Source organism: Sphaerisporangium melleum (assembly GCF_014646695.1).
Lineage (GTDB): Bacteria > Actinomycetota > Actinomycetes > Streptosporangiales > Streptosporangiaceae > Sphaerisporangium > Sphaerisporangium melleum.
On record NZ_BMNT01000003.1, the window covers coordinates 109,152 to 133,528 of the forward strand.

Below are 24,377 nucleotides of genomic sequence, written 5' to 3' on the forward strand. Positions count from 1 at the left end.
CCTGACGCTCCGATCGGCTCGACCCCTGCGGTGGCGTAGGGGGTCATGAGATCGCTTCGAGGGCTTCGCGGAGGCGGGTGGCGTAGGTGGCGGCTTCGGGCTGGTCTTCGTATTTGACTCGGGGCCAGAAGAAGCCGCGCAGGCCGTCCTTCTTGTGGCGGGGGACGACGTGGGTGTGCAGGTGGGGGACGCTCTGGCTGATGCGGTTGTTCATCGCCACGAAGGTGCCCGCCGCGCCGAGGCCCTGCTCCACGGCCAGGGAGACGGCCTGGACCCGGGCGAAGTACGGTCCGAGGGTCTCCCCCGGCAGGTCGCCGAGGGTCTCGACGTGGCCGCGCGGGATGACCAGCACGTGGCCCTTGAACACCGGGCGGGCGTCGAGGAAGGCCACCGCGACCTCGTCGGCCAGCACGATGTGCGCGGGCGTGCGACCGGCCGCGATGGCGCAGAAGGGGCACGTGGGGTCGTCGGGGACGGTCATGGACTCATTGTGGCCCGCTGTGGCCCACCTCCGCGGCAAACCCCCGGCCGTCGCGGCTCGGCGTTCGACCGTGCAGGCCAGCGAGCACAGCCGGTACGACGGCCTGCGGCGCGCCGGGTAGGGGGCGGCGACGACAGTGCCCGGCGGCTGTCGAGGCGTCCGCCGGGATCAGGCCGGGGGCCGCGGGGCGGGGCGGGGGCGGCGCAGGGTGACGATGGTCTCGCTGCCCTCGGCGTCCACGACGTCGAAGGCGCGCACCGCCCCTTCCTGGACGGTGTCGGCCATGATCCGCTGAGGGTGGTCGACGGCGTGCCGGGTGACCATGCCGCCCCCGCGCCCGCCCAGGCCCACCGCGAACTGGTCGTCCTTCGGGTCGTACTCCAGGTAGGCGAGCGGTGACCGTTCCGCCTCCATCTGGTCGCCGAGTTCGCTGCTGAGCACCTCGACGGTGACCTCGACGCCCTCGTAGTCGCGGGTCATCGCGTCGAAGAACTCCCGCCATTCGCCACGTGGAAGGTCGGTGCGCCGCTGGTTCATGCCGGTCCCCCTTGCCGCGCGGCCTCGAGGGCCGCGTCCGTTCTCATGGTCGGCCATACCCGGCGATCGGCGCAGCACCGAACCACTAAAAGTATGACAAATCACTACAGAGCGTGACTTGGCTGGCTATAACTGCCGAAAGGGTGTAATCGTCGGAGTTTGGGAGAGCAGGCGTGATGGGTTTACGCAGAAGGGATCCAGCGTGAGCGATCGGACCGGTTCCGGCGGGCCCCTGTCCGCGTACGGCCTGGACGAGCTGCGCGGGCGGCACAGCGCCAAGTGGCGGCACCACCCGCCGCAGGTGCTGCCCGTCTGGGTGGCCGAGATGGACACCCCGCTCGCCGAGCCGATCGTCACCGCGCTCGCCGGAGCCGTCTCCCGCGGCGACACCGGGTACGCCACGCCCTGCGGGCTGCCGGAGGCGTACGCGGCCTTCGCCGCCCGGCGGTTCGGTCACCACGCCGACCCGGCGGCGATACGCCTGGTGCCGGACGTCATGGCAGGCGTGGTCGAGGTGTTGCACCTGGTCACCCGGCCCGGTGACCGGGTGGTGGTGAACACCCCCGCCTACCCGCCGTACTTCTACTGGCTGCCGCGCATCGGCCGGCAAGTGGTGCAGAGCCCGCTGGCCCTCGGCCCGGACGGCCACCGGCTGGACCTGGCCGCGCTGGAACGCGACTTCGCGGCCGGGGCCGCCGCGTATCTGCTGTGCAACCCGCACAATCCCACCGGCCTGGTGCTCGGCGAGGATGAACTGCTCGCCGTCGCCGCGCTCGCCGACGAGTACGGCGTGCGGGTGGTGTCCGACGAGATCCACGCGCCACTGGTCTACCCGGGCGGGCGCCACGTGCCGTTCCCGTCGCTGGACGCCCCGGCCGGCGCCCGGTCGGTCGCGCTGGTCTCGGCGTCCAAGGCGTGGAACCTGCCCGGGCTGAAGGCCGCGCTCGCCGTCCCGGGCGAGGAGGCCCGCGCGGACGTCGCCGGCATCGACCCGGAGGTGAGCGAGAGCGCCGGGATGTTCGGCGTGCTGGCCTCTGAAGCGGCGTTCAGCGAGGGCGAGCCGTGGCTGGACGAGCTGATGGCGGGCCTTTCCGCCAACCGCACCCTGCTCGGCGAACTGCTGGCCGAACGGCTGCCCGGGGTGGTCTACCGGCCGCCGCAGGCGACCTACCTGGCCTGGCTGGACCTGCGTGCTCTCGGCCTCGGCGACGACCCGGCGGAGTGGTTCCTGCGCCACGGCGAGGTGGCGCTGTACTCGGGCCTGAAGTTCGGCCCGCCCGGCAGCGGCTTCGCCCGCTTCAACTTCGCCACCTCCCCCGCCCTGCTCACCGACGCGATGACCCGCATGTCCGACGCCCTCACCACCCGCCGCACCAGCACCCTGAACGCACCCTGAGCCCTACGAGATCGCCGTCCGTGGGGATCGGGACAAGGGCGTGCAGGGTACTCCCGTGGAACCGTCGAACCTGAAGTTCACACCCGGCCGTCCCACTCCGGCTGTGCGTAGCGAGTGAACCTCTCCGTGCGACCGTGGAGAGCGTCCTCGACGGCCTCCTCGTAGCGGGGGCGGGCGTACGCGATCGCACGCAGGCGCCATCGGCGCAACAGCGTCCGCACCTGCTCGAAACGGACGAGCTCGTGCGCGGCTTCCAACGCCTCGTCATACTCCGACCGGAACAGGGCACGATGCGACGGCGGAAGCGCTTCGAAAATCCCGGAAGGGTCCTCCCCGGGATCACGGGGCGTGACAGGTTCCAAAGGGTGAGCGGTCATACCGACCGATCCACCCGCCAGCGGTGCAGGGTGTTGTCGGTGATGGCGGCGAGTTCGCCGGTGCCTCGGTGCAGGCAGGTCGGTACGAATCCCGGCACGGTGCCGGTGCGGTGGCCGGTGAACGGGTCCCAGACGTGCAGGCCGTCGGAGTGCGCGGAGTAGAGCCGCCGGCCGTCGGAGAAGAAGGCATCGGCGGGCCCGGTGAAGGTGGTCACCTCGGCACCCGAGGCGGTGTCGAACAGCCGTACGCCGTCCAGCATCGCGTCCTCGTCGTCGCCGATGCCTCCGACGGCCAGCAGGTCGTCGTCCACGAAGCACATCGGCCCGTCCCAGTAGTAGTCGCGGTGGCACAGCACGTGCCGGGACGGGCCGTCCTCGGACTCCCACACGTTGCCGTCCAGCCAGGCGCCGAGGCTCCAGACCGCGAGCGTCCCGACCGGGGACCAGATCCAGCCGTCGTCGGCGAGCGTGCGGCCGGCCGGCGAGCACAGCAGGCGGCCGTGGAAGTAGTCGAGGTGGTGGGGCGGCCGCTCGTTCTCCGGCGTCTCGTCGTGCTCGCGGGCGGTCAGCGGCTCACCGGTGGCCGGGTCGCTCACGTCCAGCCGGTTCCAGCGGGTGCGGTGCACGACGACCGGCCGGTCCCCGGCCACGGCGAAGGCCAGCGAGAACGGCACGGTGCTGGCGTAGTAGTCGCCGCCGTCGAGGTGGAGCGTGACGACGCCCCGCGCGAGATCGACCACCTTTCCGTACCTGCCGTAGTCGTTGACCACGGCGGCGAAGCGGCCGCAGGCCGAGGCGTGCAGCCGGTGGCGCAGCGGGTGGTCGCTCCAGGGTTTGTGGTCCGGCTCGGCGGGCGGTTCGACGGTCGCGAGCACGGTGACCCGGCCGGCGTCCGGGTCGAGCTCGGCGATCTTGCCGTCGGCGCACAGTGCCAGCCAGCGGGACCGGCCGGCGTCGTGGACGGGGGCGAGGTCGATCACCTCGCCCAGCGAAGGCGGCGGCGTCCAGCGCGACACCGTGACGTCGAGCGGTTCCGGCCGTTCGAGGATCTCCGGCTGTCCGCGCCAGCCGAGCATCTCCTCGGCGTCGATCAGCCGGTCGACGCATCCCTCGCACACCTCCACCAGGGCGGCAGGCCGCTCGGCCTCATCGCAATCGCGGCAGATGAGGTCGAACTCCATCCCCCGCCCGGTCAGCAGCCGGGCGTAGGCCACGTCCCGGTTCTCCGGCACGGCGACCAGATGCGGGCACACCCGGCTGGTGGCCGCGTGTGCGGGATGTCCGCAGGCTTGGGTCAGCACCCGGCCACGATACTCATGCGCGGTGGTCCGGGCGGGAACGTTCATGAAAAGGCGGGATGCCGGGGCCGGCTCAGGTGTCGACGAAGCCCGGGGGGACCATGACGCGCAGGCCGTTGGGGATGGCCTTGATGGTGAGGGGGGTGCGCAGCAGGACCTCGCCGTCCACGTCGGCGGGCATCGGCGGATCGGTCTCCAGCAGCATCTCGGTGCCGGTGACGAACGGCCCGCCCGCGAGGCTGCGCCAGCGCCCGCCGGCGGCGCGTACCAGGGTCTCGGCCAGCAGGCGCAGGCGCTTGCCCGAGCCGAGCTGGTAGGCCACCAGGCGGCGGTTGTCGATGCTGATGTCGCGGGCGATCTGCCAGCCGCCGTGGAAGCGCCCGTTGGCGATGTTGAGCTGGTGGGTGAGCAGCTCGTGGCGGCGGCCGTCCACGGTGATGGCCGCGCGGAACGGCGTGTGCCGGGGCAGGATGCTCAGCGCGGTGAGCGGGTAGGCGGCGCGGCCGAGGATGCGCTTGAGCCAGGGCTTGACCGTGCCGGCGACCTCGACCGAGACGCCGAAGCTCGCGAGGTTGGCGAACGGCTGGTCGCCCGCCATGCCGAGGTCGATGTCGGCGACCTTGCCGCGGCTGAACACCTTGATCGCCATGGCGAGGTCGAGCGGCAGGCCGAGGCTGCGCGCGAAGTTGTTGGTGGTGCCGAGCGGCAGCACGCCGAGGGCGACGTCGCGGTGGGCGACGTGCTTGACGGCGCCGCTGAGGGTGCCGTCGCCGCCGCCGACCACGAGCAGGTCGGGCTGCAGGTCGAGGGCCTCGATCAGGATCTCCGGCAGCCGGGAGGGGTCCATGACGGCGTAGGTGCGCATCGGGCGGAAGCCCTCGGCCTGCATCAGCCGCAGCGCCTCGAAGTAGCGGTGGCGCCCGCGGCGGGAACGGGTGTTGACCACCAGCACAACTCTGCGCAGTTCGCGGATCGCCTTGGTGTGTTCCGCCTTGGTCCGCAGCTCGCTCACCGATCACCCGTCCCGTAGAAGACCGTCGGGGACATGGTATTCGGGCCGGGAAAACGGTCGGGACGGGTTCGGCGGCGCCGTACCCGTCCCGACCAAGGAAGGTGGGCGGGCGGCCGGCTCGTGCGCCTGCCGCCCGCCCGGCCCGGGTGACGGCCCCTCGTCCGGAGGTTCTCCGGTGCGGGGCCGCCGCTCAGGCTTCGATCACGTGCCGTCCGCCGCTCACTTGGCCGGCGGGGTGAACTGGGCGATCACTCCCAGGTTGCCGGGCAGCGGGGTGATCAGCTTGATCTTGACGCCGAGCTGCTTGCCCTCGTCGCCGGGGTTGCCCGAGCCCATGGTGAAGCCGTTCAGGTCCTCGCCGTACAGCTCGGTCGCCGGGGTGCCGTCGGGGTTGACGATGCGCACCGAGTACGGCTGGTTGCCCTTGGAGGGGACGACCGTCGAGCCGTCGCGGAAGCGGTAGTACAGGCCGCCGTCACGGAACTCGAAGCCGGGGTACCAGCCCTTGGCGTCGGTGAAGTCCTTCACCGGGGCCTGCGGGGTGAACTTGGTGCAGTAGGGGACGAACGGCGCGCCCTCGATGCACTCCTGGAAGGAGTACGTCTTGGTGAAGCCGAACGCCGCGTTGGAGGCCTGCGGCCGGGACGGGATGTTCTTCAGCGTGCTGGTGTCGACCTGCGCGGCCTCACCGCTGCGGCGCAGCGGGTCGAAGTGCGAGTCGACCAGCAGCAGCTGGCCCTTGGCGCCCGCCGACGGCAGCGACCAGATGTTGGACGCCGCGTTGTTGTAGCCGAGCGAGGTGTCGCGCAGCCACACCAGCATGCCGGGGGCGTTGTAGGGGACCTTCTCCACGCGCCAGGCGCCGTCACGGTTCCAGGTGGTGTCGTAGGTGTAGCTCAGGCCCTTGTCGAACCCGTCCAGGTTGCGCCACTCGGCCAGGTAGTACTGGGCGCTCTTGAGGTCGCCGGTGTGCTGGGTCCAGCCGGTGCCGGTGGTGTCGACGAAGGTGCCGACGGTCGCGGTCCAGCCGTTGGCGCCCTGCTCGACGTCGTCGCTCCACACGGTGGAGGCGCCGCTGGTGACCGACAGGTCGTCGACGAACCAGCCGCGCTCGTTGGCGGCGGCGTCGGTGGCGTAGCGCAGGCGCAGCTTGATGTTCTGGCCGGCGAACGGGGTGAGGTCGGCGTAGTAGTGCTGCCAGCCGTCGGTCTCACCGGTGATGCCGTACTTCTTGTTGCCGTAGTCCTTCAGGCGCTTGTTCGGGTCGGCGTAGCCGTCGTCGGTCGAGACCAGCGTGCCGTCCTCGCCGTAGACCTTCTGCTCCGACCAGGTGGTGCCACCGTCGGTGGAGACCTCGACGAAGCCGAAGTCCCAGTCCTGCTCGATGGTGTAGTCGTTCCAGAACCAGAACTTGGCGTCGGCCGGGACGGACAGGTCGCGGGCGATCCGCACGTCGGCCCAGTCCTGGTCGTTGCCGGACCACCACACCTTGGACCCGCTGTGCGGGGTGGTGAGGGTGACGTCCTTGTCGGGCAGGTTGATCCGGACGCCGTCCTCGGTGAGCTTGGGCGTACGCGAGGTCTGGCCGACGGTCAGGAGCTTGGTGCCGTCACCGGGGTTGAGGACCTTCGGGTTGGCCCAGCCCAGCACCCACTTGTCCCACAGGCCCATGTGCGTCGGCATCGACTGGAAGATCGGGCCGGAGTGGGAGCCGGTGGACATCAGGTCCCAGAACTCCACGTCGCTGTCGCCGGCGCCGGTGGCGTCGTACAGGTCCGGCAGACCGAGGTCGTGGCCGTACTCGTGGGCGAACACGCCCACGCCGGAGTCCTCCGGCTGCACGATGTAGTTCGAGATCTTGATGCTGGTGCCGGGGATGGTGTAGCCGCCGGGGATCGCGCTGGAGTGGGCCCAGATCGCGTAGGTGCCCTGGGCGCCGCCGCCGCCGGACTTGTCCTCACCGGCGTGCACGAGCACGAGGTGGTCGATCACACCGTCCGGCTCGTTGTAGTTGCCGTCGCCGTCGGCGTCGGAGGTGTCTTCCTTGTCGTAGTCCGCCCAGGGGAAGTTGGGGTTCTGCTGGGCGAGGATGTTCACCGCGTCGACGCCCATCTGAGCGGTGCCGCGCGGGTTGTCCGGGTGGCCGGAGCTGTCCTGGATGGCGGCGCCGCAGGAGCCCGCGCCGTACCACGCCTCGGAGTGCGGGACCTTGATCCAGCCGAGGGCCTCACCGGTGACGGTGTAGGCGCCCTTGGACATCTCCTCGTACATGTTCTTCATGGTCTGGCCGGAGATGTCGATGCCCGGCTTACCGTCGCGAGGGTCCTTCAGGTCCGTGCGGACCCGCTTGGTGATGCCCTTGCTGGAGTAGAGCATGTTGTTGTAGTGGGCGTTGTTGAAGTCCGCCACCCACATGGAGTTGTTGTCCTTGCCGCCGCCGGCCGCGGTGGCGGGGTTCGGGATGTTGTTGTGCAGCGGCCCGTTGAGCTTGGTGCCCGGCGGGTCGGTGACGCAGACGTCCGGCTCGTCGGTGCTCTTGGGGTGCTGGAAGCCCGAGAAGTCGTCGTTGGCGTTCTCGTTGAACTCCACCAGCAGGGTGAGCAGCTTGGCCTGCTGGGTGACCTTGGCCTTCTTGTACAGGAACTCGAACGGGTTCTTGCCGGTGTGGACGGCCTTGCGCTCACGCTTGGTGAGCTCGCGGGCGGCGACCGGGTTGCCCAGGGAGAACTTGTGGTCGAACTCCTCGGCGGTGGGCACGTGGACGCGGCGCTCGCCCGCCTTGGTGTCCACCTTCTCGTCCGCCTTCGAGGCGCTGTCGCTCTGTACCCGGGGCGGCGCGTAGTTGATGTAGTGGTCACTCGCGCTGGGCTGGTAACTGGCGACCGAGGTGTCACCTGGCGCCGCGGCACCGGTGACCGCGAGACCCGCTGCGGCCAGTCCGAGGACCGGCAGCACGGCGGCGAGACGCCTGACTCTGCGTGACAACGAGGTTTCCTCCTCCGCCCGGGGTGTCCGGGCGACGTCAAGGCGCGCCGTGATGGACACGCCAACGGTGGAGATCTGTGGCGTTTACCAATGGAACGCCCCAGATTCGGCAAAGCGGACGTTAGACGAAAAGGTAAAGTAGCGGTAAAGGGGACAGTGGATGTTGCGAAATCGTCATCCCGGCGAGTCCGATCCGATTGCGGATTCCGAGGGTTCCACCCCTGTCCTATCGCGGTTTCCGGGCATCCGACCGCTCCGCCCGCCCCAGGTGCGCACCGCTTTCCGCGTTCCGCACCGGTCCTCGCAGACGCGTCCACACCGTCCCGCGCGGGGTCGGCACGCGCGACGGGAGAACGTACAGTCACAGGCGTGAACCCCGTTGACGCCCTCATCGACGCCCTGCCCGGGGGCAGGGTGCTGACCGACCGCGACGTGATCGACTCCTACGCCCGCGACCAGACCTACCTTGAGCCGGGCGAGCCGCTGTGCGCGGTGGTCGCGCAGACCCGCGACGAGGTCGCCGCCACCCTGCGCTGGGCGAGCGAGCACCGCGTGCCGGTGGTGCCGCGCGGGGCGGGCACGGGCCTGGCGGGCGGCGCCACCGCCGTCGAGGGATGCGTCATGCTGTCGCTGGCCCGCATGACCGCGATCCGCGAGCTGTCGCCCGCCGACGAGATCGCCGTCGTCGAGCCCGGCGTGATCACCGCCGACCTCGACCGCGCCGCCCGCGAGCACGGCCTGATGTACGCGCCCGACCCCTCCTCCTACGAGATCTCCACGATCGGCGGCAACCTCGCCACCAACGCCGGCGGGCTGCGCTGCGTCCGGTACGGCGTCACCCGCGACTCCACGCTCGGGCTGGAGGTCGTGCTGGCCGACGGCAGGGTGCTGAACACCGGCCGCCGCACGATGAAGGGGGTCACCGGCTACGACCTCACCGGGCTGTTCGTCGGCTCCGAGGGCACGCTCGGCGTCATCACCGCCGCCACGCTGCGGCTGCGCCGCGCGCCGTCGGTCCCGCCGATCACCATCGCCGCCGAGTTCCCCTCGCCGCGCGCCGCCGGGGACGCCGTCGCCGCGATCGTCGCCGCCGGCTGCCGGCCGCTGCTGCTGGAGCTGATGGACCGCGGCACGCTGGAGGCGATCGACGCCTGGAAGAACATCGGCCTGGAGCCCCAGGTGCGCGCGATGCTGATCGCCCAGGCCGAAGGGGACCGGCCGGAGGAGGCCGCGCTGATGGAGCGATTGTGCGAGCAGAACGGCGCGGGCTTCGTCGCGGTGTCCGGCACGCCGGAGGAGACCGCGGAGCTGATCGGCCTGCGCCGGCTGGCCTACAGCGCCAAGGAGCGGCTGGGCGCCTGCCTGGTGGAGGACGTCTGCGTGCCGCGCTCGGCGCTGCCGGCGATGATCACCTTCATCGAGGAGGCCGCCGCGCGGCACGACGCGCGCATCTGCACGGTCGCGCACGCCGGGGACGGCAACCTGCACCCGGTCTTCATCTTCGACCGCGGCCTGCCCGAGCCGCCGCCGGGCGTCTGGGCCGCCGCCGACGAGGTGTTCCGCGCCGCTTTGGACCTCGGCGGCACGCTCACCGGCGAGCACGGGGTGGGCCTGCTCAAGCGGCGCTGGCTCGGCCTGGAGGCCGGGCCGGTGGTGACCGAGGTGCAGCAGGGCATCAAGCGCGTGTTCGACCCCCTCGGCATCCTCAACCCCGGCAAGGCGATCTGAGGCCGTCCGGCATCCGGGCTGACCTCCTGGCACGGCGCCGGGAACAGGGCTGAGCACCCCACGTCCCCGCTGTCCCACTGGTACCGTTCAGCCCGGGGAATGCCGACATATCGCTACATCGGGGGTCTGAGGGTGGCACAAGGACTCACGGACGAGGACCCACGCCGGCTCGGCGACCTGGAGATCGTCGGCCGGCTCGGCGACGGCGGCCAGGGCGTCGTCTACCTCGGACGCACCCCGGCCGGGGACCAGGTGGCGATCAAGCTGCTGCACGCCCGGCTGTCGGCCGACCCCGAGGCGCGTGCCCGGTTCCTGCGCGAGGTCTCGGTCGCCCAGCGGGTGGCGCGGTTCTGCACGGCCTCGGTGCTGCACGCCGACCTGGCCGGCAACCAGCCCTACATCGTCAGCGAGTACGTCCCCGGCCCGTCCCTGCGGCAGCTCGTCGAACGGGAGGGCCCGCGCCGGGGCGCCGCGCTCGACCGCCTCGCGGTCAGCACGGCCACGGCCCTGTCCGCCATCCACCGGGCCGGCATCCTGCACCGCGACTTCAAGCCGGCCAACGTGCTGATGGGGCCGGAGGGCCCGGTGGTCATCGACTTCGGCATCGCGCGGGCCCTGGACACCCCGGGCACCACGGCCACCGGCGACTCCCTCGGCACCCCGTCCTACCTCGCCCCCGAGCAACTGGCCGGCGCGGTGGCGACCTCGGCGGTGGACGTGTTCGCCTGGGGCGTGACCATGGTCTTCGCCGCCACCGGGCGGCCGGCGTTCGGCTCCGACTCCATCCCCGCGGTGATCAACCGCATCCTGCACGAGGAACCGGACCTGTCCGCCCTGGAGGGCCCGCTGCGCCCGCTGGTGGCCGCCTCCCTGGCCAAGGACCCCGCCCGGCGCCCCACCGCCGAGGACCTGGTCGCCCACCTCATGGGGCACCCGGCTCCCGTGCACCCCGGCCAGGCCCCGGCTCCCGGTACCTTCGCCACGGGCGGCATGCCGCCCGGCCCCGGGCCGCGCCCGGACGGCGCGCCCGGCTCGGCGCATGGGCGGCCGCAGCCCGGCGAACCGGTCACGGCCGGACCGGCGGGCGGCGCCACCCGCGGCACCCGGCGCGGCGGACGAGGCTCGCGCGGCGGGCGCACCGTCGCCCTGTCGATCGCCTCGGGGCTGGCCGCCGCGGTGGTCACCGCCGGCACCGTCGTACTGGCCCAGTCGGTCGGGTCGGGCGGGACGGCCACCGGGCCGCCCGCCGCGAGCCGGTCGGGCGAGAGTCAGGCGGCGCCGACCGTGGACGCGACCCTCGGGCGGCCGCCGGCCCCCTCCGAGCCGCCGCCGGTGACGCCGTCCCCGAGCCGCCGGGCCACCGTACAGGCCAAGCCCGGCACCAGCGCCTCGCCCGCGGGACGTCCCCGGCCCCCGCGCAGCGCCACGCCCCGGCCCACCCCGAAGCCGTCCGTCACGCCCACGCCCCGCCCTTCGGCCACCCCGACCAGAAAGCCCGCCACCCCCACGCCGAGCCCGAAGCCGAGCACGACGCCCAAGCCGAGCCCCTCCCCCAAGCCCACCGCCTCGCCCAAGCCGAACCCGTACACCGCGGCCGGGCTCTGCGGCTCCGGCTTCAAGGTCATCGACTCGCACGGGCTCGGCGCGGCCACCGTGTACCTGCTCTACAACGGCGCCACGGGCAAGAACTGCGTTGCCACGCTGTCGAGACACGTCGTGCCGCAGAAGATCAAGATGGGCGTGGTGCTGCAGGTCAAGGGCGGCGCCACGGCCGCCGACAGCGGCGCCTACACCGCCTACGCGGGCCCGGTGCGGCTCGCCGCCGGCAAGGTCTGCGTGATCTGGGGCGGCACGTACGGCACCACGACCTGGAAGAGCGCCTGGTCCCACTGCGGCTGAGCACCGCCGGTGGGCATGATCGACCCCGGGGCGCCCGTCCGGCGGCCCGGTGTACTACGTTCTGAGCCCAGGTGCGCGGTGCCGCGCGGCGAGGCGGCCGGGGCGGTGACGGCGACCGGAAGGGGCGGCGCAGTGGGCGCGATCGAGAGCCGGCTCGACACGGCCGGCGCCGAATACCAGGCCAGGCGCGCGGCCATGCTCGCCAAGCTCGGCGAGCTCGCGGCCGAGCACGCCAAGGCCGTCGCGGGCGGCGGCGAGAAGTACGTCGAACGCCACCACCGGCGCGGCAAGCTGCTCGCCCGCGAGCGCATCGAGCTGCTGCTGGACCCCGACTCGCCGTTCCTGGAGTTGTCGCCGCTGGCGGCCTGGGGCACCGACTTCCCGGTCGGGGCGAGTGTGGTCACCGGCATCGGCGTGGTCGAGGGCGTCGAGTGCGTGATCATCGCCAGCGATCCGACCGTGCGCGGCGGCGCGTCCAACCCCTGGACGCTGCGCAAGACGCTGCGGGCCATGGACATCGCGCTGGAGAACCGCCTGCCGCTGGTCAACCTGGTGGAGTCCGGCGGCGCCGACCTGCAGACCCAGAAGGAGATCTTCATCCCGGGCGGGCGGATCTTCCGTGACCTGACCCGGCTGTCGGCGGCGGGCGTGCCGACCATCGCGCTCGTCTTCGGCAACTCCACGGCGGGCGGCGCGTACATCCCCGGCATGAGCGACCACGTCGTCATGGTGAAGGAACGGGCCAAGGTCTTCCTGGCCGGGCCTCCCCTGGTGAAGGTCGCCACCGGCGAGGACGCCGACGACGAGTCGCTGGGCGGCGCCGAGATGCACGCCCGCGTCTCGGGCCTCGCCGACCATCTGGCGGCCGACGAGCACGACGCGCTGCGCATCGGCCGCCGCGTCATCGCCCGGCTCAACCTGCGCAAAGCCCCCGGCACCGGCTCCGTACGACCGCCGCGCTTCGACGAGGAGGAGCTGCTGGGCATCGTCCCAGAAGACCTGAAGGTCCCGTTCGACCCGCGCGAGGTGATCGCCCGCCTGGTCGACGCGAGCGAGTTCGACGAGGTCAAGCCGCTGTACGGGCCGAGCCTGGTCACCGGGTGGGCCACCCTGCACGGGCATCCGATCGGCGTGCTGGCCAACGCCCAGGGCGTGCTGTTCAGCGAGGAGGCCCAGAAGGCCGCCCAGTTCATCCAGCTCGCGAACCGGTCGGGCACGCCTCTGCTCTTCCTGCAGAACACCACGGGGTACATGGTCGGCAAGGAGTACGAGCAGGGCGGCATCATCAAGCACGGCGCCATGATGATCAACGCGGTGTCCAACTCGGCGGTGCCGCACCTCACCGTCGTCATGGGCGCCTCCTACGGCGCGGGGAACTACGGCATGTGCGGGCGGGCCTACGACCCGCGTTTCCTGTTCTCCTGGCCGAGCGCCAAGTCCGCCGTCATGGGCCCGGCGCAGCTCGCCGGGGTGCTGTCGATCGTCGGGCGCGCCGCGGCCGAGGCGCGCGGCCAGACCTACGACGAGCAGGCGGACGCGGCGATGCGGCAGATGGTCGAGGCCCAGATCGAGGCCGAGTCGCTGCCGTTCTTCCTGTCCGGCCGGCTGTACGACGACGGGGTCATCGACCCGCGCGACACCCGCACCGTCCTCGGGCTGTGCCTGTCGGCCACCGGCGGCGCACCCTCCCCCGCGCGTACCGGCTTCGGCGTCTTCAGGATGTGAGCCCGTGATCAGACGACTTATGGTGGCCAACCGCGGGGAGATCGCCCGCCGGGTCTTCCGCACCTGCCGCGAGCTCGGCGTCGAGACGGTCGCGGTGTTCGCCGGCGACGACGCGGACGCGCCGCACGTCGCCGAGGCCGACCACGCGGTGCGGCTGCACGGCGACCGGCCCGCCGAGACCTACCTGGACGGCGCGGCCGTCGTCGTCGCCGCGCTGCGGGCGGGGGCGGACGCCGTGCACCCCGGGTACGGGTTCCTGTCGGAGAACGCCGCGTTCGCGCGGGCGGTGCTGGACGCCGGGCTGACCTGGGTCGGGCCGGGGCCGGACGCCATCGCCGCGATGGGCGCCAAGATCGAGGCCAAGCGCCTGATGGCCGGGGCCGGCGTCCCCGTGCTGCCCTCCCTGACCTTCCCCGCCGCCGTGTCCGAGGCCGAGGAGGACGCCCGCGGCCTGACGTACCCGGTGCTGGTCAAGGCCTCGGCCGGCGGCGGCGGGCGCGGCATGCGCGTCGTGCGCGACCCGGACGAGCTGGCGGGCGCCGTCCAGGCCGCCGGGCGCGAGGCGCTCGCGGCGTTCGGCGACGGCACGGTGTTCGCCGAACCGCTGCTGGAGCACGCCCGGCACGTCGAGGTGCAGATCGTCGCCGACCGGCACGGCACCGTGTGGACGCTCGGCGAACGCGAGTGCTCCATCCAGCGGCGGCACCAGAAGGTCGTCGAGGAGACCCCCTCCCCCGGCATCTCCGAGCGGGTGCGCGCCACGCTGCTGGACGCCGCCGTCCGGGCGGCCACCGCGATCGGCTACGTCGGCGCGGGCACGGTGGAGTTCCTCGTCGCGGGGGACACCGTGGCGTTCCTGGAGATGAACACCCGCCTGCAGGTCGAGCACCCGGTGACCGAGTGCGTGTACGGGGTGGACCTGGTCCGCCTCCAGCTGGAGATCGCCGAGGGGGTGCGGCTGCCGGCCGCGCCGCCCGCGCCGTCCGGCCACGCGATCGAGGTCCGCCTGTACGCCGAGGACCCCGCCCGCGACTGGCGCCCGCAGAGCGGCACTCTGCACCTGCTGGAGATCCCCGGCGTGGACGCCCGCTTCGGCAGGCCGCCGCTGGAGCGCGGGCTGCGGCTGGACTCGGGGGTGGAGAGCGGCTCGGTGATCGGGGTGCGGTACGACCCGATGCTCGCCAAGGTGATCGCCTGGGGCCCCGAGCGGGCGGCGGTCGCCCGCCGGCTGGCCGGGGCGCTGGCCCGCGCCAGGATCCACGGTCTCACCACCAACCGCGACCTGCTGGTGAGCGTGCTGCGGCACGACGCCTTCCTCGCGGGCGACACCGACACCGGCTTCCTCACCCGGCACGATTTGACCGCCCCGCCGCCGCGGGTGCCGCTGTTCGCCCTCGCGGCGGCGCTCGCGGCCGCCGCCGCCAACCGCGCGGCGGCCCCCGTGCTGGGCGGGCTGCCGAGCGGCTGGCGCAACGTGCCCTCCCAGCCGCAGCGGGTGGCCTTCGACGGGCCGGCGGGCCGGGTCGAGGTCGCCTACCGGCTCACCCGGGACGGGCTGTCCGCCGAGGGCCTGCCGGACGTGCGGCTCGTGTCCGCCGCCCCTGACCTGGTGGTCCTGGAGGTGGACGGGGTGCAGGCCCGCTTCACGGTCGCGAGCCACCCGGGCGAGGTGGACGTGGACGCGCCGCAGGGGTCGGTGCGGCTGGTCCCGCTGCCCAGGCTGCCCGAGCCGGTCGCGCGCGTCGCCCCGGGCTCGCTGCTCGCGCCCATGCCGGGCACCGTGCTGCGCGTCGAGGTCGCCGCCGGCGCGCGGGTCGCCGCGGGGCAGCCGATCCTGATCCTGGAGGCGATGAAGATGGAGCACAGCGTCCGCGCCCCGGCCACGGGTGTCGTCTCCGCCCTGAACGTCGCGCCCGGCCGGCAGGTCGAGGCCGGCGCCGTGCTCGCCGTCATCGAGGAGCCCGCATGAGCGCGCTGGTCCATCACGAGGTGCGGGGCGGGGTCGCGACGATCACGCTGGACTCCCCCGCCAACCGCAACGCCCTGTCGGTGCGCCTGCTCGGCGAGTTGCGGACCGCGCTGGAGACCGCCATCGCCGACGCCGGCGCGCGGGTCATCGTGCTCACCGGCACCGGCCCGGTGTTCTGCTCGGGCGCCGACCTCAAGGAGCAGGCGCCCGCCCGCACCCCGCCCCCGGGCGACGCGCCGGTCACCGCGTCCTTCCCGGGGATCATGAGCCTGATCTGGGACAGCCCCAAGCCGGTCGTCTGCCGGCTCAACGGCACCGCCCGCGCGGGCGGCCTCGGCCTGGTCGCCGCCTGCGACTTCGCCATCGCCCCCGACACGGCGACGTTCGCGTTCAGTGAGGTACGGCTGGGCGTGGTGCCCGCGATGATCTCGGTCACCGTGCTGCGCCGGGTGGAGCCGCGCGCCGCGGCCGAGTACTTCCTCACCGGCGAGGTCTTCAGCGCCGCCAGGGCCGCCGAGATCGGGCTGCTCACCCGGGCCGTGCCCGCCGCGGAGCTGGACGCGGTGGTCGCGCACTACGCGGACATGCTGCTGCGCGGCGGCCCCGAGGCGCTGGCGATCACCAAGCGGCTGGTGCGCACCGTCCCGGCGCTGCCGCTGGAGGAGGGCATGCGCCGGATGGCCGAACTGTCCGGGGAGCGGTTCACCTCGGCCGAGGGCCAGGAGGGCATCCGCGCCTTCATGGAGAAGCGCCCGGCCGCCTGGATCCCCCCGGCCGAACCCCCGGGCCCCGGACACGAGTGACCGTCGCCGAGCCTCGGCACACCTCCCCGCCCCGCGCTCGCCTCGCGACGGCGGAGTCCGGTTCCCACCGGCCCTCCCGGTTTTTCCGGCACGCCACCCGCGGCCGGTCCGGGGATCGCCACGACCCTCGCCCGGTTCCCGGTCGTGTCTCGCGCTCCTGGTGAACGCCGCCTGCCCTGTTCGCCGCTCGCTCGCCGGCGGCCGGCGGCGGCACGTTGATCACACCGGCATTTCACTATTTGGGTAGCACTCCCCCCTTCCGGCGACAGTACGGTATAGGTGGGGTATTAAACGCATATCGGGCGACAGCCCAGCTGTAGGCATGAGCTATCGGATACGGGGACAGATCCGGTGCTCTTGCTCTACGATTGCGCGCAATTGCGAGTCTCACTGCGGCAACCTCGGGGGGAAGGACGGTCGGCCATGCGACTGCGTTTTCTCGGCTCCACTTCGGAGGCGGGCGCCTGTCCCTCTTTGTACGAGACCGACCGCGGCACGATCGTCGTCCAGGGCCTCACCGTGACCGACGCGGAGGCGCACGGCGACCTGCGCCACGTCCTGCCAGGAGAGTCGGCCGTCGAGGTGCCGCGCGAGCTCCTGATGGAGATCGCGCGCGAGGTTCTCGGCACCGGCGGGCCCGCCTCGCGTGTCACTGATCACGAATAGTGTGATCCTTATGGCATGATCGCTCCGGTCGGTCTACCCTCGTGCGAGTCCCGCCGACCGGAGGTATCGATCGTGAGCGGCTTTCAGCAGGCGCGTGTCGACCTCGGTGCGCGCCTTCGCCGGCTGCGCGAAGCGGCACACCTCTCCGGCAAGGATCTCGCCGCCCGGCTCAACTGGCAGGCGTCCAAGGTCTCGCGCATCGAGAACGCCCGGCAGAGCGCGACCGAGGACGACGTGATGATGTGGTGCCAGGCGGTCGAGGCCGCCCCGGACGTCGTCGAGGACCTGATCACCCAGGCGGTCGCCCTGCTCGACCGGCAGGGCTCCTGGCGGCAGCGGCACAAGAGCGGGCTGGCCGGGCTGCAGGAGGACATCCGCGACCTGGAGGCGCGCACCAGCCTGTTCCGGGTGTTCGAGCCCGGCGTGGTGATCGGCCTGCTGCAGACCGCCGAGTACGCCCGGAACATCTTCGCCAAGGTCCGCCGGGTCTACGGGGGCGTCGACGACATCGACGCGGCCATCCAGGTGCGGATGCGGCGCCAGGAGATCCTGTACGACCCGGGCCGGCGGTTCCGCTTCCTGATGCCGGAGTCGGTTCTGCGCTACCGGCTCGCGCCCGACGACGTGATGCGCGGCCAGCTCGACCGGCTGCTCGCCGTGACCACTCTGCCCAATGTCGAGTTCGGGGTGATCCCGTTCTCGGCGCAGTTGCCCTCCGCGCTGCTCAACGGCTTCTGGATCTACAACGAGAGCATGGTCAGCGTCCCGACCCGCACCAAGGACTTCCTGCTGCGCGACCAGGAGGACGTCGCCTTCTACGCCGGCGCCTTCGAGGAGTTGTGCGAGGTGGCGGTGTTCGGGGAGGAGGCGCGGGAGCTCATCGTCCAGGTGCTCGTCGACTTCGCCAAACAATCGACAGCGTAATCCGCACAATTGCTTGCAGCGTGTCGCAAGCTCGTGCAATCCTGGCCTCCCCTCAATGATGAGGAGGTGTAGCCCATGCTGGACACGATGTCCTGCCTCGATCGATTCGCCTCCGCTGCCCGCCTGCATATCGATCTGTCGGTACAGGTCATCCGGGACACCCCTCCCCGGGTGCGGGCACGCAACCGCTTCAGCAAGACCCTGGCCGAGGTCGTCACCTGCACCCCACAGGGCGTCTTTTTGACCTCGTGGGGCTACCGCCTCGGCACCGCCGACGACATCGACGGCGCCGCCGCCCGCCTCGCCTACCTCCTCGCCGCCCTTCACGCCCATTGACGGCACCGCCGGGGCCGGCGGCCTCACGATGCGGGCACGGCGGCGGACCTCACGCTCCAGGACCGGCTTCTCCCCCCGAAGCGTCCGCGCCCGCGGAGTGCCCGGTGAGGGAGGCCAGGAGGCCGGGGAGATCGCCGGTCGCGGCGGCCACGACGATCGGGTTCTGGTACTCCCGCCAGTGCGCCACCCGGCCGTCCCGGACGCGCAGCACGCCGATGAACGCCGCCCACATCTCCTCGGCGGCGCCCGGCGGCGTCCCGCCGAGTTCGTACTCCACCACGATCACCTCCGGATCGGCGGTCTCGTGCACCACCAGGGCGCGGCGGCGGAGCGTGAACGGCAGGGCCGCGCGCCGGGGGCCGGCGAAGGCCAGCCACTGGTCCCGTCCCTCCCACCGCCGCGGCCGTCCCGGCAGCGCGAACGGCGCCTCGATGACGACGTCCTCCGTCCAGAGCTCACCCTGCGGGTCATTTCCTGCCAGGTACTCCCCGAAGCGCTCGAACACCTCGCGCGCCGGCGTCGTCGTGGTCATCGCGGTTCCCTTCGTCATCAGGTCAGGGCGGAGCGCCGGGGCGTACGGCGGCGGCCCGGTCGCGGCGGCTCGGCCCAGGGACGTAACATGAGCGGCCACTCATGATGGCGAAAATAATGAGTCCACACTCATCTTGTCAACGGAGCGTCGGAGCATGACACCACCCGAGCCCGCGCCTCAGCGCGCCGACGCGCGCCGCAACCGGGCGCGCATCCTGGACGCGGCCGCGGCCGTCTTCGCCGCCCACGGCGCCTCGGCGTCCACCGAGCAGATCGCGGCGCGCGCCGGAGTGGCGATCGGCACGGTCTTCCGGCACTTCCCCACCAAGAAGGACCTGCTGCGGGCCATCGTCAAGGACCTGATGGAGCGGCTCACCGCCGAGGTGGCCGAACTGGCCGCGGACGGCGACCCCGCGACGGCGCTGTTCGCGTTCTTCGACCGGATGGTGCGGGAGGCCGGGGAGAAGAAGACCGTCGCCGACCTGCTGGCCGCCGACGCCGGCGTGGAGGTCCCGGTGGCCGGTCCGGTGCAGGCGCTGCGCGAGGGCATCGGCGTCATGCTCGACCGGGCCCAGCGCGCGGGCGCCGTACGCGAGGATGTGCGCCTGGACGAGGTGCTCGCCCTGCTAACCGCCGCCTGCCAGGGCGCCCTCGCCGCGGGCTGGGACGACGACCTGCGGCGGCGCACCCTCGCCATCGTCTACACCGGCCTGCGCCCCGGCGCCGCGAGCGCACGACCCGCCGGCTGACCGCCCGCTTCTCCAGGCGGCGGGACCGGGGCCGGGACGAGACCTTGCGAGCCGCTCGGTCAGGCGGCGGGGAAGGCGGTGCGGGGCAGGCCGACCTCGCGCGCGGCGGCGATGCGGGCGTGCTCCAGCAGGCGCCCCTGCGAGAGCACCGAGGGATGCAGCGTGTAGCGGATGATCAGGCCGTCGAGCATGCCGTCGAGGCGTTCCGCCGCGCCGTGCGGGTCGTCGCAGGTGAACTCGCCCGAGTCGACGCCCGCCTGGATGACCTGCTCGACCGCGCCGATCCAGGCGGTCTCCAGCTCCTGCAGGTTGACCCGCACCACCTCCTCACGCAGCCCGGCGGCGAAGGCGTCGATCCACAGCAGCCAGCTCTGGTCGGTGCGGGAGCGGGGGATGTAGAACCGGAGCACCTGGTCCAGGCGCTCGACGGCCGCGCCCTCGGACTGCACGAGCTCCTTGAGCTTTTCGACCTCGCCGTCGATGGTGGCGCGCAGCATCGCCGTGATCAGGTCGTCCTTGGTGGCGAAGTGATAGTGGATCAGCCCGCCGCTGACGTTGGTGGCCTTGGCGATGTCGGCGACGCGGGTGCTGGAGATGCCGCGTTCGAGCACGACCCTGCGCGCGGCCTCCAGCAACTCGGCCCGGCGCTGGTCGGCCTGGTCGGCCCGGCTGCCACGTGTTCTCTCCGCACCCTGCACGGCCAGATCCTACCTTCGCGACCTTCTTTCCGGCGCGTAGCCGGGAACGGTGTGCGGCCGAACGGCTGCGACCAGGAACGGTGTGCGGGCGGACCGGTGTGCGAACAAGAACGGTGTACGGCCCGGTGGCCCACGCGCCCTCCACCGTGCTGCGCACGTCCCGCGGCCCCGGCCCCGCCAGGCGGGGCTCGTTTCTGGATCGGGGGCCGACGCCGTACATCGGAGCGGGCGGGACGGTCAGGGGGTGGTGGCGAGGACCGCCATGGCGGCATTGCGGCCCGGGATGCCGCTCACGCCGCCGCCGCGGCGGGCGCCCGCGCCGCACAGCAGGACCCGCTCGTCCCGGGTCTCCACTCCCCACCGGCCGAGGTCGGCCGGGTCCTCGGCGAAGGGCCAGGACAGGTCGTGGTGGAAGATGTGCCCGCCGGGCAGCCCGGCCTCCTCCTCCAGGTCCACCGGGGTCTTCACCTCGACGCACGGCGAGCCGTCAGGGGCGCGCAGCAGGCAGTCCTCCAGGGGCTCGGCCAGCACCGCGGCGGCGGAGGCGAAGGTCGCGGCCAGCGCCTCCGCCCGCGACCTCGCCGGGTCCGCCCGGAACAGGCGGGCGGGCATGTGCAGCCCGAACAGCGTCATCGTGTGCGCGCCGGACGCCCGCAGCTCCGGCCCGAGGATCGACGGATCGGTCAGCGAGTGGCAGTACACCTCGGCCGGCGGCAGTGCGGGGACGCGCCCGGCCGACGCCTGCTCGTACGCCGCGGCCAGCGCCCCGCGGCCCTCGTTGATGTGGAAGGTGCCGGCGAACGCCTCCTCGGGGGTGACGCCGGCGTCCTTGAGGCGCGGCAGCCGGGACAGCACCATGTTGACCTTGAGCTGCGCCCCCTCGGGCAGGTCATGCTGGGCCCGCGGCCGGCCGAGCAGCCGGTCGAGCACGGCGGGCGGGGCGTTGACCAGCACGCGGCCGGCGGTCACCGTGTGCTCGGCTCCGGCGGCGTCCCGGAAGGCCACCTCGGCCCGCCCCGGTTCGCCGTCCGGGTCGATCGCGAGCACCTCGGCCTCGGCACGGAGTTCCGCGCCCGCCCGGCGCGCCGCCTCGGCGAGCGCCCCGCTGACCGCCCCCATGCCGCCGACCGGGACGTTCCACTCCCCCGTGCCGTCGCCGATGACGTGGTAGAGGAAACAGCGGTTGGCGAGCAGGTCCCCTGCGGGGTCGGCGAAGGTGCCGATCAGCGCGTCGGTCAGCACCACGCCGCGTACCACGTCGTCGGCGAAACGCTCGTCGGCCACCTCGCCGATCGGCCGTTCGAACAGGTCGCGCCAGGCGTCGTCGTCTCCGACCACCTCGCGCATGCCCGCGCGGTCGCGCAGCGGCTCCAGCAGGGTCGGGGCGACGCGGCGGGCGACGGCGGCCGTCATGCGGTAAAGGCGGTCCCACTGCTCGTGGTCGCGGTGGCCGCCGGTGACCCGGGCGAACGACGCGGCGGTGCGCGCGGAGTCGGCGTTGTCCACCAGCAGTCCGGTGTCGCCGACGGGGGTGTAGGAGGCGAAGCGGCGGCGCCGCAGCGTCAGGCGCAGCCCGAGGTCGGCGACGATGCGGCTCGGCAGCAGGCTGACCAGGTAGGAGTAGCGGGAGAGCCGGGCGTCCACTCCGGGGAACGCCTGGGCGGACACCGCGAGCCCGCCGAGGTAGGGCAGGCGCTCCAGCACCAGCACCCGCCGGCCGGCGCGCGCGAGGTAGGCGGCGGCGACCAGGCCGTTGTGCCCCCCGCCCACGACCACGGCATCGTAATGCGACCGGCGCATGACAAAGGCTCCTAACCAGGACAGTACGGTGTTACAGCACATCAGGGGGATATTTTCCTCTGGGGATACCAGAGCGTACAGACGGAGAGGACCGCGAGCCAGCATGCACACGACCGGCCCCGGCGAGGCGATCATCCGGACATCCGAAGAGGTCGCCGCCGCGCTGGCCTCGGGCACCCCCGTGGTGGCGCTCGAGACGACGATCATCTCGCACGGCCTGCCGCAGCCGCGCAACCTGCGGGTGGCGGTGGAACTGGAGGAGCTGGTCAGGGAGGCCGGGGCCGTCCCCGCCACCATCGCCGTCCTCGACGGGGTCGCCCGCGTCGGCCTGGACAAGAGCATGCTGGAGCGGGTCGCCACCGAGCCGGGGCTGCGCAAACTCGGGTTCCGCGACCTGCCGCTCGCCGCCGCGCTCCGCGCCAGCGGCGCCACGACCGTCTCGGCCACGGCCTTCCTCGCCGCGCGGGCCGGCATCCGGGTGTTCGCGACCGGCGGGCTGGGCGGCGTGCACCGCGGCTGGACCGTCGACCAGGACGAGTCCGCCGACCTGGACGCACTGGCCAGGACCCGGATCACCGTCGTGTGCGCGGGAGTGAAGTCCATCCTCGACGTGCCCGCCACCCTGCAGCGGCTGGAGACCCGCGGCGTCAGCGTCGCCGGGTACCGCACCGACACCTTCCCCGGCTTCTACCTGCACACCTCGGGCCTGCCGGTCGACTGGCGGCTCTCGGCCCCCGAGGAGGCGGCGGCCGTCATGCGGGCGCAGGACCGGCTGGGCGGGCCGGAGACCGCGCTGATCGTGGCCAACCCGGTCCCGGCCGCCGAGCAGCTCGACCCCGAGCTGCACGACCGCGTCCTGGCCGACGCGCTGGCCGCCGCCGAGCGCGAGGGGGTCACCGGGCAGGCGATCACCCCGTTCCTGCTCGACTTCCTGGTGCGCGGCACCGGCGGCGCGTCCCTGGAGGCGAACCTGGCCGCCGTGCGCGGCAACACCCGCCTGGCCGCCCGCATCGCCGCCGCCTACTCCGCCGCGTCCGCCACGCCGGAGTCCTGAGTGCGCGGCGCGCTCGCCCGCGGCCCGCTACCGTCCACCACGGAGGACGTCCGGGCCGCGAAGGACGTCCCGGCCAAGGAGGGCGTCCCCACCGGGGAGGGCTGAGGTGGACACCGACCCGACCGGCGCCGGATCCGGTCATCTCTGCGCCAGGACCGTTGCCCGCGCCGGAATAAGCGACAGCCCGGGAGCCAACGCTTCCGGGGACCACGGCAGTAGCCCCGGCGCCAGGCACAGTCCGGGCAGCGGAGGCGGCCCGGACGGCGGAAGCGGCTTGGACGGCGGGGGCGGGCCGGGAGCCAACGCTTCCGGGGACCGCGGTGGTGACCCCGGCGGCAGGGGCGGCGAGGTCGCCGGAAGGGCCGGCGTTACCGGCGGCCGGGGGCTGCTCGTGGTGGGGGACGTGGTCACCGATGTGGTCGCCGTGCATCGCGCGCCCGTCGCGACCGGCACCGACACCCCCGCCGACATCGTCGTGCGTCCCGGCGGCTCAGGAGCGAACACGGCCGCCTGGGCCGCCCACCTCGGCACCGACACGCGCCTGCTGGCCCGGGCCGGCTACGACACCGGCCACTGGCACGTCGAGGCGTTGCGCGGCTCGGGGGTACGCCCGCACGTGCGCGTCGACCCCGACCACCCGACCGCCGTGGTGATCGCCATGGTGGACGGCACCGGCGAGCGCTCGATGCTCACCAACCGCGGCGCGGGCGGGCGCATCGGACCGGCCGACTGGGACGACACGCTGCTCGACGGAGTCGGCCACCTGCACCTCTCGGGCTACACGCTGTTCGCCGAGCCGGGCCTCACCCTGGCCCGGCTCGCCGTCCGCTCGGCGCTCGCGCGCGGCGTCCGGATCAGTGTGGACCCGGCGTCCACCGGGCCGCTGCGCGCGTTCGGCCCTGAGCGGTTCCTGGAGGAGACCGCGGCGGCGGCCATCGTGATCCCCAACCGGGACGAGGCGCTGCTGCTGACCGGGGAACCGGACCCCGGCGCCGCCGCCACGGCGCTCGCCGAGCGGTACGGGATGGCCGCGGTCAAGCTCGGCGCCTCGGGCGCCCTGCTGGCCCGGGCGGGGCAGGCGCCGGTGCGGGCGCCGGGCATCGCCGTGCACGCGCTCGACTCCACCGGAGCGGGGGACGCGTTCGCCGCCGGATTCCTCTCGGCGCTGCTGCGCGGCGAGCCGGCGGAGTCCGCGCTGGAGGCCGGCTGCCGGGCCGGCGCCGTCGCCGTCACCCGCCTCGGCGGCCGTCCCGGCTGATGTTCCCGGCCCTCGGGCCGGCGCACCGGGCACCCTCCTCCCGATCTGCCCGCGCGGCCTGCGCACCCGGCGACATGCCCTCTTCGTCCGGACACCTCCCACCAGGCGAGCCCCTCTGGCCCGTGGCCCACCGCGCCCCTGCCCCCAGGGC

21 protein-coding genes are annotated in these 24,377 nt (G+C 73.0%); 12 read left to right on the forward strand and 9 right to left on the reverse strand.

All coding sequences use genetic code 11. The annotated features are described in order from the left end of the window. Positions 1 to 43: 43 nt before the first annotated feature. Positions 44 to 481 (reverse strand): HIT family protein, encoded by a 438-nt coding sequence (locus tag IEY93_RS03560; protein ID WP_189161484.1) that lies wholly within the window; start codon positions 479 to 481, stop codon positions 44 to 46. 168 nt (positions 482 to 649) lie between these two features. Further along, the gene (locus IEY93_RS03565; RefSeq protein ID WP_189161485.1) at positions 650 to 1,018 is read right to left on the reverse strand and encodes a DUF5335 family protein; all 369 of its coding nucleotides are present in this window, start codon (positions 1,016 to 1,018) and stop codon (positions 650 to 652) included. Positions 1,019 to 1,220: 202 nt separating this feature from the next. Here IEY93_RS03565 and IEY93_RS03570 point away from each other — a divergent pair, with 202 nt between their 5' ends. Continuing rightward, complete coding sequence (locus IEY93_RS03570; protein WP_229690818.1) at positions 1,221 to 2,414, forward strand: MalY/PatB family protein; 1,194 nt, start codon at positions 1,221 to 1,223, stop codon at positions 2,412 to 2,414. 77 nt (positions 2,415 to 2,491) lie between these two features. On the opposite strand, the gene IEY93_RS37795 is transcribed toward IEY93_RS03570, so the two are convergent. The 4 genes from IEY93_RS37795 to IEY93_RS03590 form a co-directional block, all read right to left on the reverse strand. Beyond that, entirely contained in the window at positions 2,492 to 2,791 is a 300-nt protein-coding gene (locus tag IEY93_RS37795; RefSeq protein WP_229690819.1) for a DUF6247 family protein, read from the reverse strand. Beyond that, complete coding sequence (locus tag IEY93_RS03580) at positions 2,788 to 4,092, reverse strand: WD40 repeat domain-containing protein (RefSeq protein WP_229690820.1); 1,305 nt, start codon at positions 4,090 to 4,092, stop codon at positions 2,788 to 2,790. Before IEY93_RS03580 ends, IEY93_RS37795 begins: the two co-directional genes overlap by 4 nt. Before the next feature lie 70 nt (positions 4,093 to 4,162). Beyond that, positions 4,163 to 5,101 carry a diacylglycerol/lipid kinase family protein gene (locus IEY93_RS03585; RefSeq protein WP_189161488.1) on the reverse strand — a complete coding sequence of 313 codons (939 nt, stop codon included), beginning with the start codon at positions 5,099 to 5,101 and terminating at the stop codon, positions 4,163 to 4,165. 219 nt (positions 5,102 to 5,320) lie between these two features. Continuing rightward, positions 5,321 to 8,086: an immune inhibitor A domain-containing protein gene (locus IEY93_RS03590; RefSeq protein ID WP_189161489.1), complete on the reverse strand. Its 2,766-nt coding sequence runs from the start codon at positions 8,084 to 8,086 to the stop codon at positions 5,321 to 5,323. Between the two features lie 369 nt (positions 8,087 to 8,455). Between IEY93_RS03590 and IEY93_RS03595 the strand changes: the two genes are divergently transcribed. From IEY93_RS03595 to IEY93_RS03630, 8 genes are all read left to right on the forward strand, one after another. Next, on the forward strand, positions 8,456 to 9,814 hold the full coding sequence (locus IEY93_RS03595; RefSeq protein WP_189161490.1) for an FAD-binding oxidoreductase: 1,359 nt from the start codon (positions 8,456 to 8,458) through the stop codon (positions 9,812 to 9,814). Between the two features lie 132 nt (positions 9,815 to 9,946). Further along, entirely contained in the window at positions 9,947 to 11,713 is a 1,767-nt protein-coding gene (locus tag IEY93_RS39260) for a serine/threonine-protein kinase (protein ID WP_268241521.1), read from the forward strand. 195 nt (positions 11,714 to 11,908) lie between these two features. Next, positions 11,909 to 13,438: an acyl-CoA carboxylase subunit beta gene (locus IEY93_RS03605; RefSeq protein ID WP_372444405.1), complete on the forward strand. Its 1,530-nt coding sequence runs from the start codon at positions 11,909 to 11,911 to the stop codon at positions 13,436 to 13,438. Between the two features lie 4 nt (positions 13,439 to 13,442). Beyond that, positions 13,443 to 15,407, forward strand: a complete 1,965-nt coding sequence (locus IEY93_RS03610) for an acetyl/propionyl/methylcrotonyl-CoA carboxylase subunit alpha (RefSeq protein ID WP_189161492.1) — start codon at positions 13,443 to 13,445, stop codon at positions 15,405 to 15,407. After that, on the forward strand, positions 15,404 to 16,210 hold the full coding sequence (locus tag IEY93_RS03615; protein WP_189161493.1) for an enoyl-CoA hydratase/isomerase family protein: 807 nt from the start codon (positions 15,404 to 15,406) through the stop codon (positions 16,208 to 16,210). The genes IEY93_RS03610 and IEY93_RS03615 overlap by 4 nt, the downstream gene beginning before the upstream one ends. A gap of 423 nt (positions 16,211 to 16,633) precedes the next feature. Further along, positions 16,634 to 16,876 (forward strand): hypothetical protein, encoded by a 243-nt coding sequence (locus tag IEY93_RS03620; RefSeq protein ID WP_189161494.1) that lies wholly within the window; start codon positions 16,634 to 16,636, stop codon positions 16,874 to 16,876. A gap of 72 nt (positions 16,877 to 16,948) precedes the next feature. Beyond that, the gene (locus tag IEY93_RS03625; RefSeq protein ID WP_189161495.1) at positions 16,949 to 17,800 is read left to right on the forward strand and encodes a helix-turn-helix domain-containing protein; all 852 of its coding nucleotides are present in this window, start codon (positions 16,949 to 16,951) and stop codon (positions 17,798 to 17,800) included. Positions 17,801 to 17,875: 75 nt separating this feature from the next. Further along, complete coding sequence (locus IEY93_RS03630; protein WP_189161496.1) at positions 17,876 to 18,136, forward strand: hypothetical protein; 261 nt, start codon at positions 17,876 to 17,878, stop codon at positions 18,134 to 18,136. Between the two features lie 49 nt (positions 18,137 to 18,185). Here the strand turns inward: IEY93_RS03630 and IEY93_RS03635 are convergent, their stop codons facing one another. Beyond that, positions 18,186 to 18,668: a nuclear transport factor 2 family protein gene (locus IEY93_RS03635; RefSeq protein ID WP_189161497.1), complete on the reverse strand. Its 483-nt coding sequence runs from the start codon at positions 18,666 to 18,668 to the stop codon at positions 18,186 to 18,188. Between the two features lie 154 nt (positions 18,669 to 18,822). Here IEY93_RS03635 and IEY93_RS03640 point away from each other — a divergent pair, with 154 nt between their 5' ends. Beyond that, positions 18,823 to 19,416 (forward strand): TetR/AcrR family transcriptional regulator, encoded by a 594-nt coding sequence (locus tag IEY93_RS03640; RefSeq protein ID WP_189161498.1) that lies wholly within the window; start codon positions 18,823 to 18,825, stop codon positions 19,414 to 19,416. A 59-nt stretch (positions 19,417 to 19,475) separates the two neighbouring features. Here the strand turns inward: IEY93_RS03640 and IEY93_RS03645 are convergent, their stop codons facing one another. Continuing rightward, the gene (locus IEY93_RS03645; protein ID WP_189161499.1) at positions 19,476 to 20,114 is read right to left on the reverse strand and encodes a TetR/AcrR family transcriptional regulator; all 639 of its coding nucleotides are present in this window, start codon (positions 20,112 to 20,114) and stop codon (positions 19,476 to 19,478) included. 237 nt (positions 20,115 to 20,351) lie between these two features. After that, positions 20,352 to 21,914, reverse strand: coding sequence for a phytoene desaturase family protein (locus IEY93_RS03650; RefSeq protein ID WP_189161500.1), 1,563 nt, complete (start codon positions 21,912 to 21,914; stop codon positions 20,352 to 20,354). A gap of 103 nt (positions 21,915 to 22,017) precedes the next feature. On the opposite strand from IEY93_RS03650, the gene IEY93_RS03655 reads away from it, so the two are divergent. Together IEY93_RS03655 and IEY93_RS03660 are read left to right on the forward strand one after the other, a co-directional pair. Then, positions 22,018 to 22,968 carry a pseudouridine-5'-phosphate glycosidase gene (locus IEY93_RS03655; RefSeq protein ID WP_189161501.1) on the forward strand — a complete coding sequence of 317 codons (951 nt, stop codon included), beginning with the start codon at positions 22,018 to 22,020 and terminating at the stop codon, positions 22,966 to 22,968. Positions 22,969 to 23,359: 391 nt separating this feature from the next. Then, positions 23,360 to 24,226 (forward strand): carbohydrate kinase family protein, encoded by an 867-nt coding sequence (locus tag IEY93_RS03660; protein ID WP_268241524.1) that lies wholly within the window; start codon positions 23,360 to 23,362, stop codon positions 24,224 to 24,226. The last annotated feature ends 151 nt before the right edge of the window (positions 24,227 to 24,377 follow it).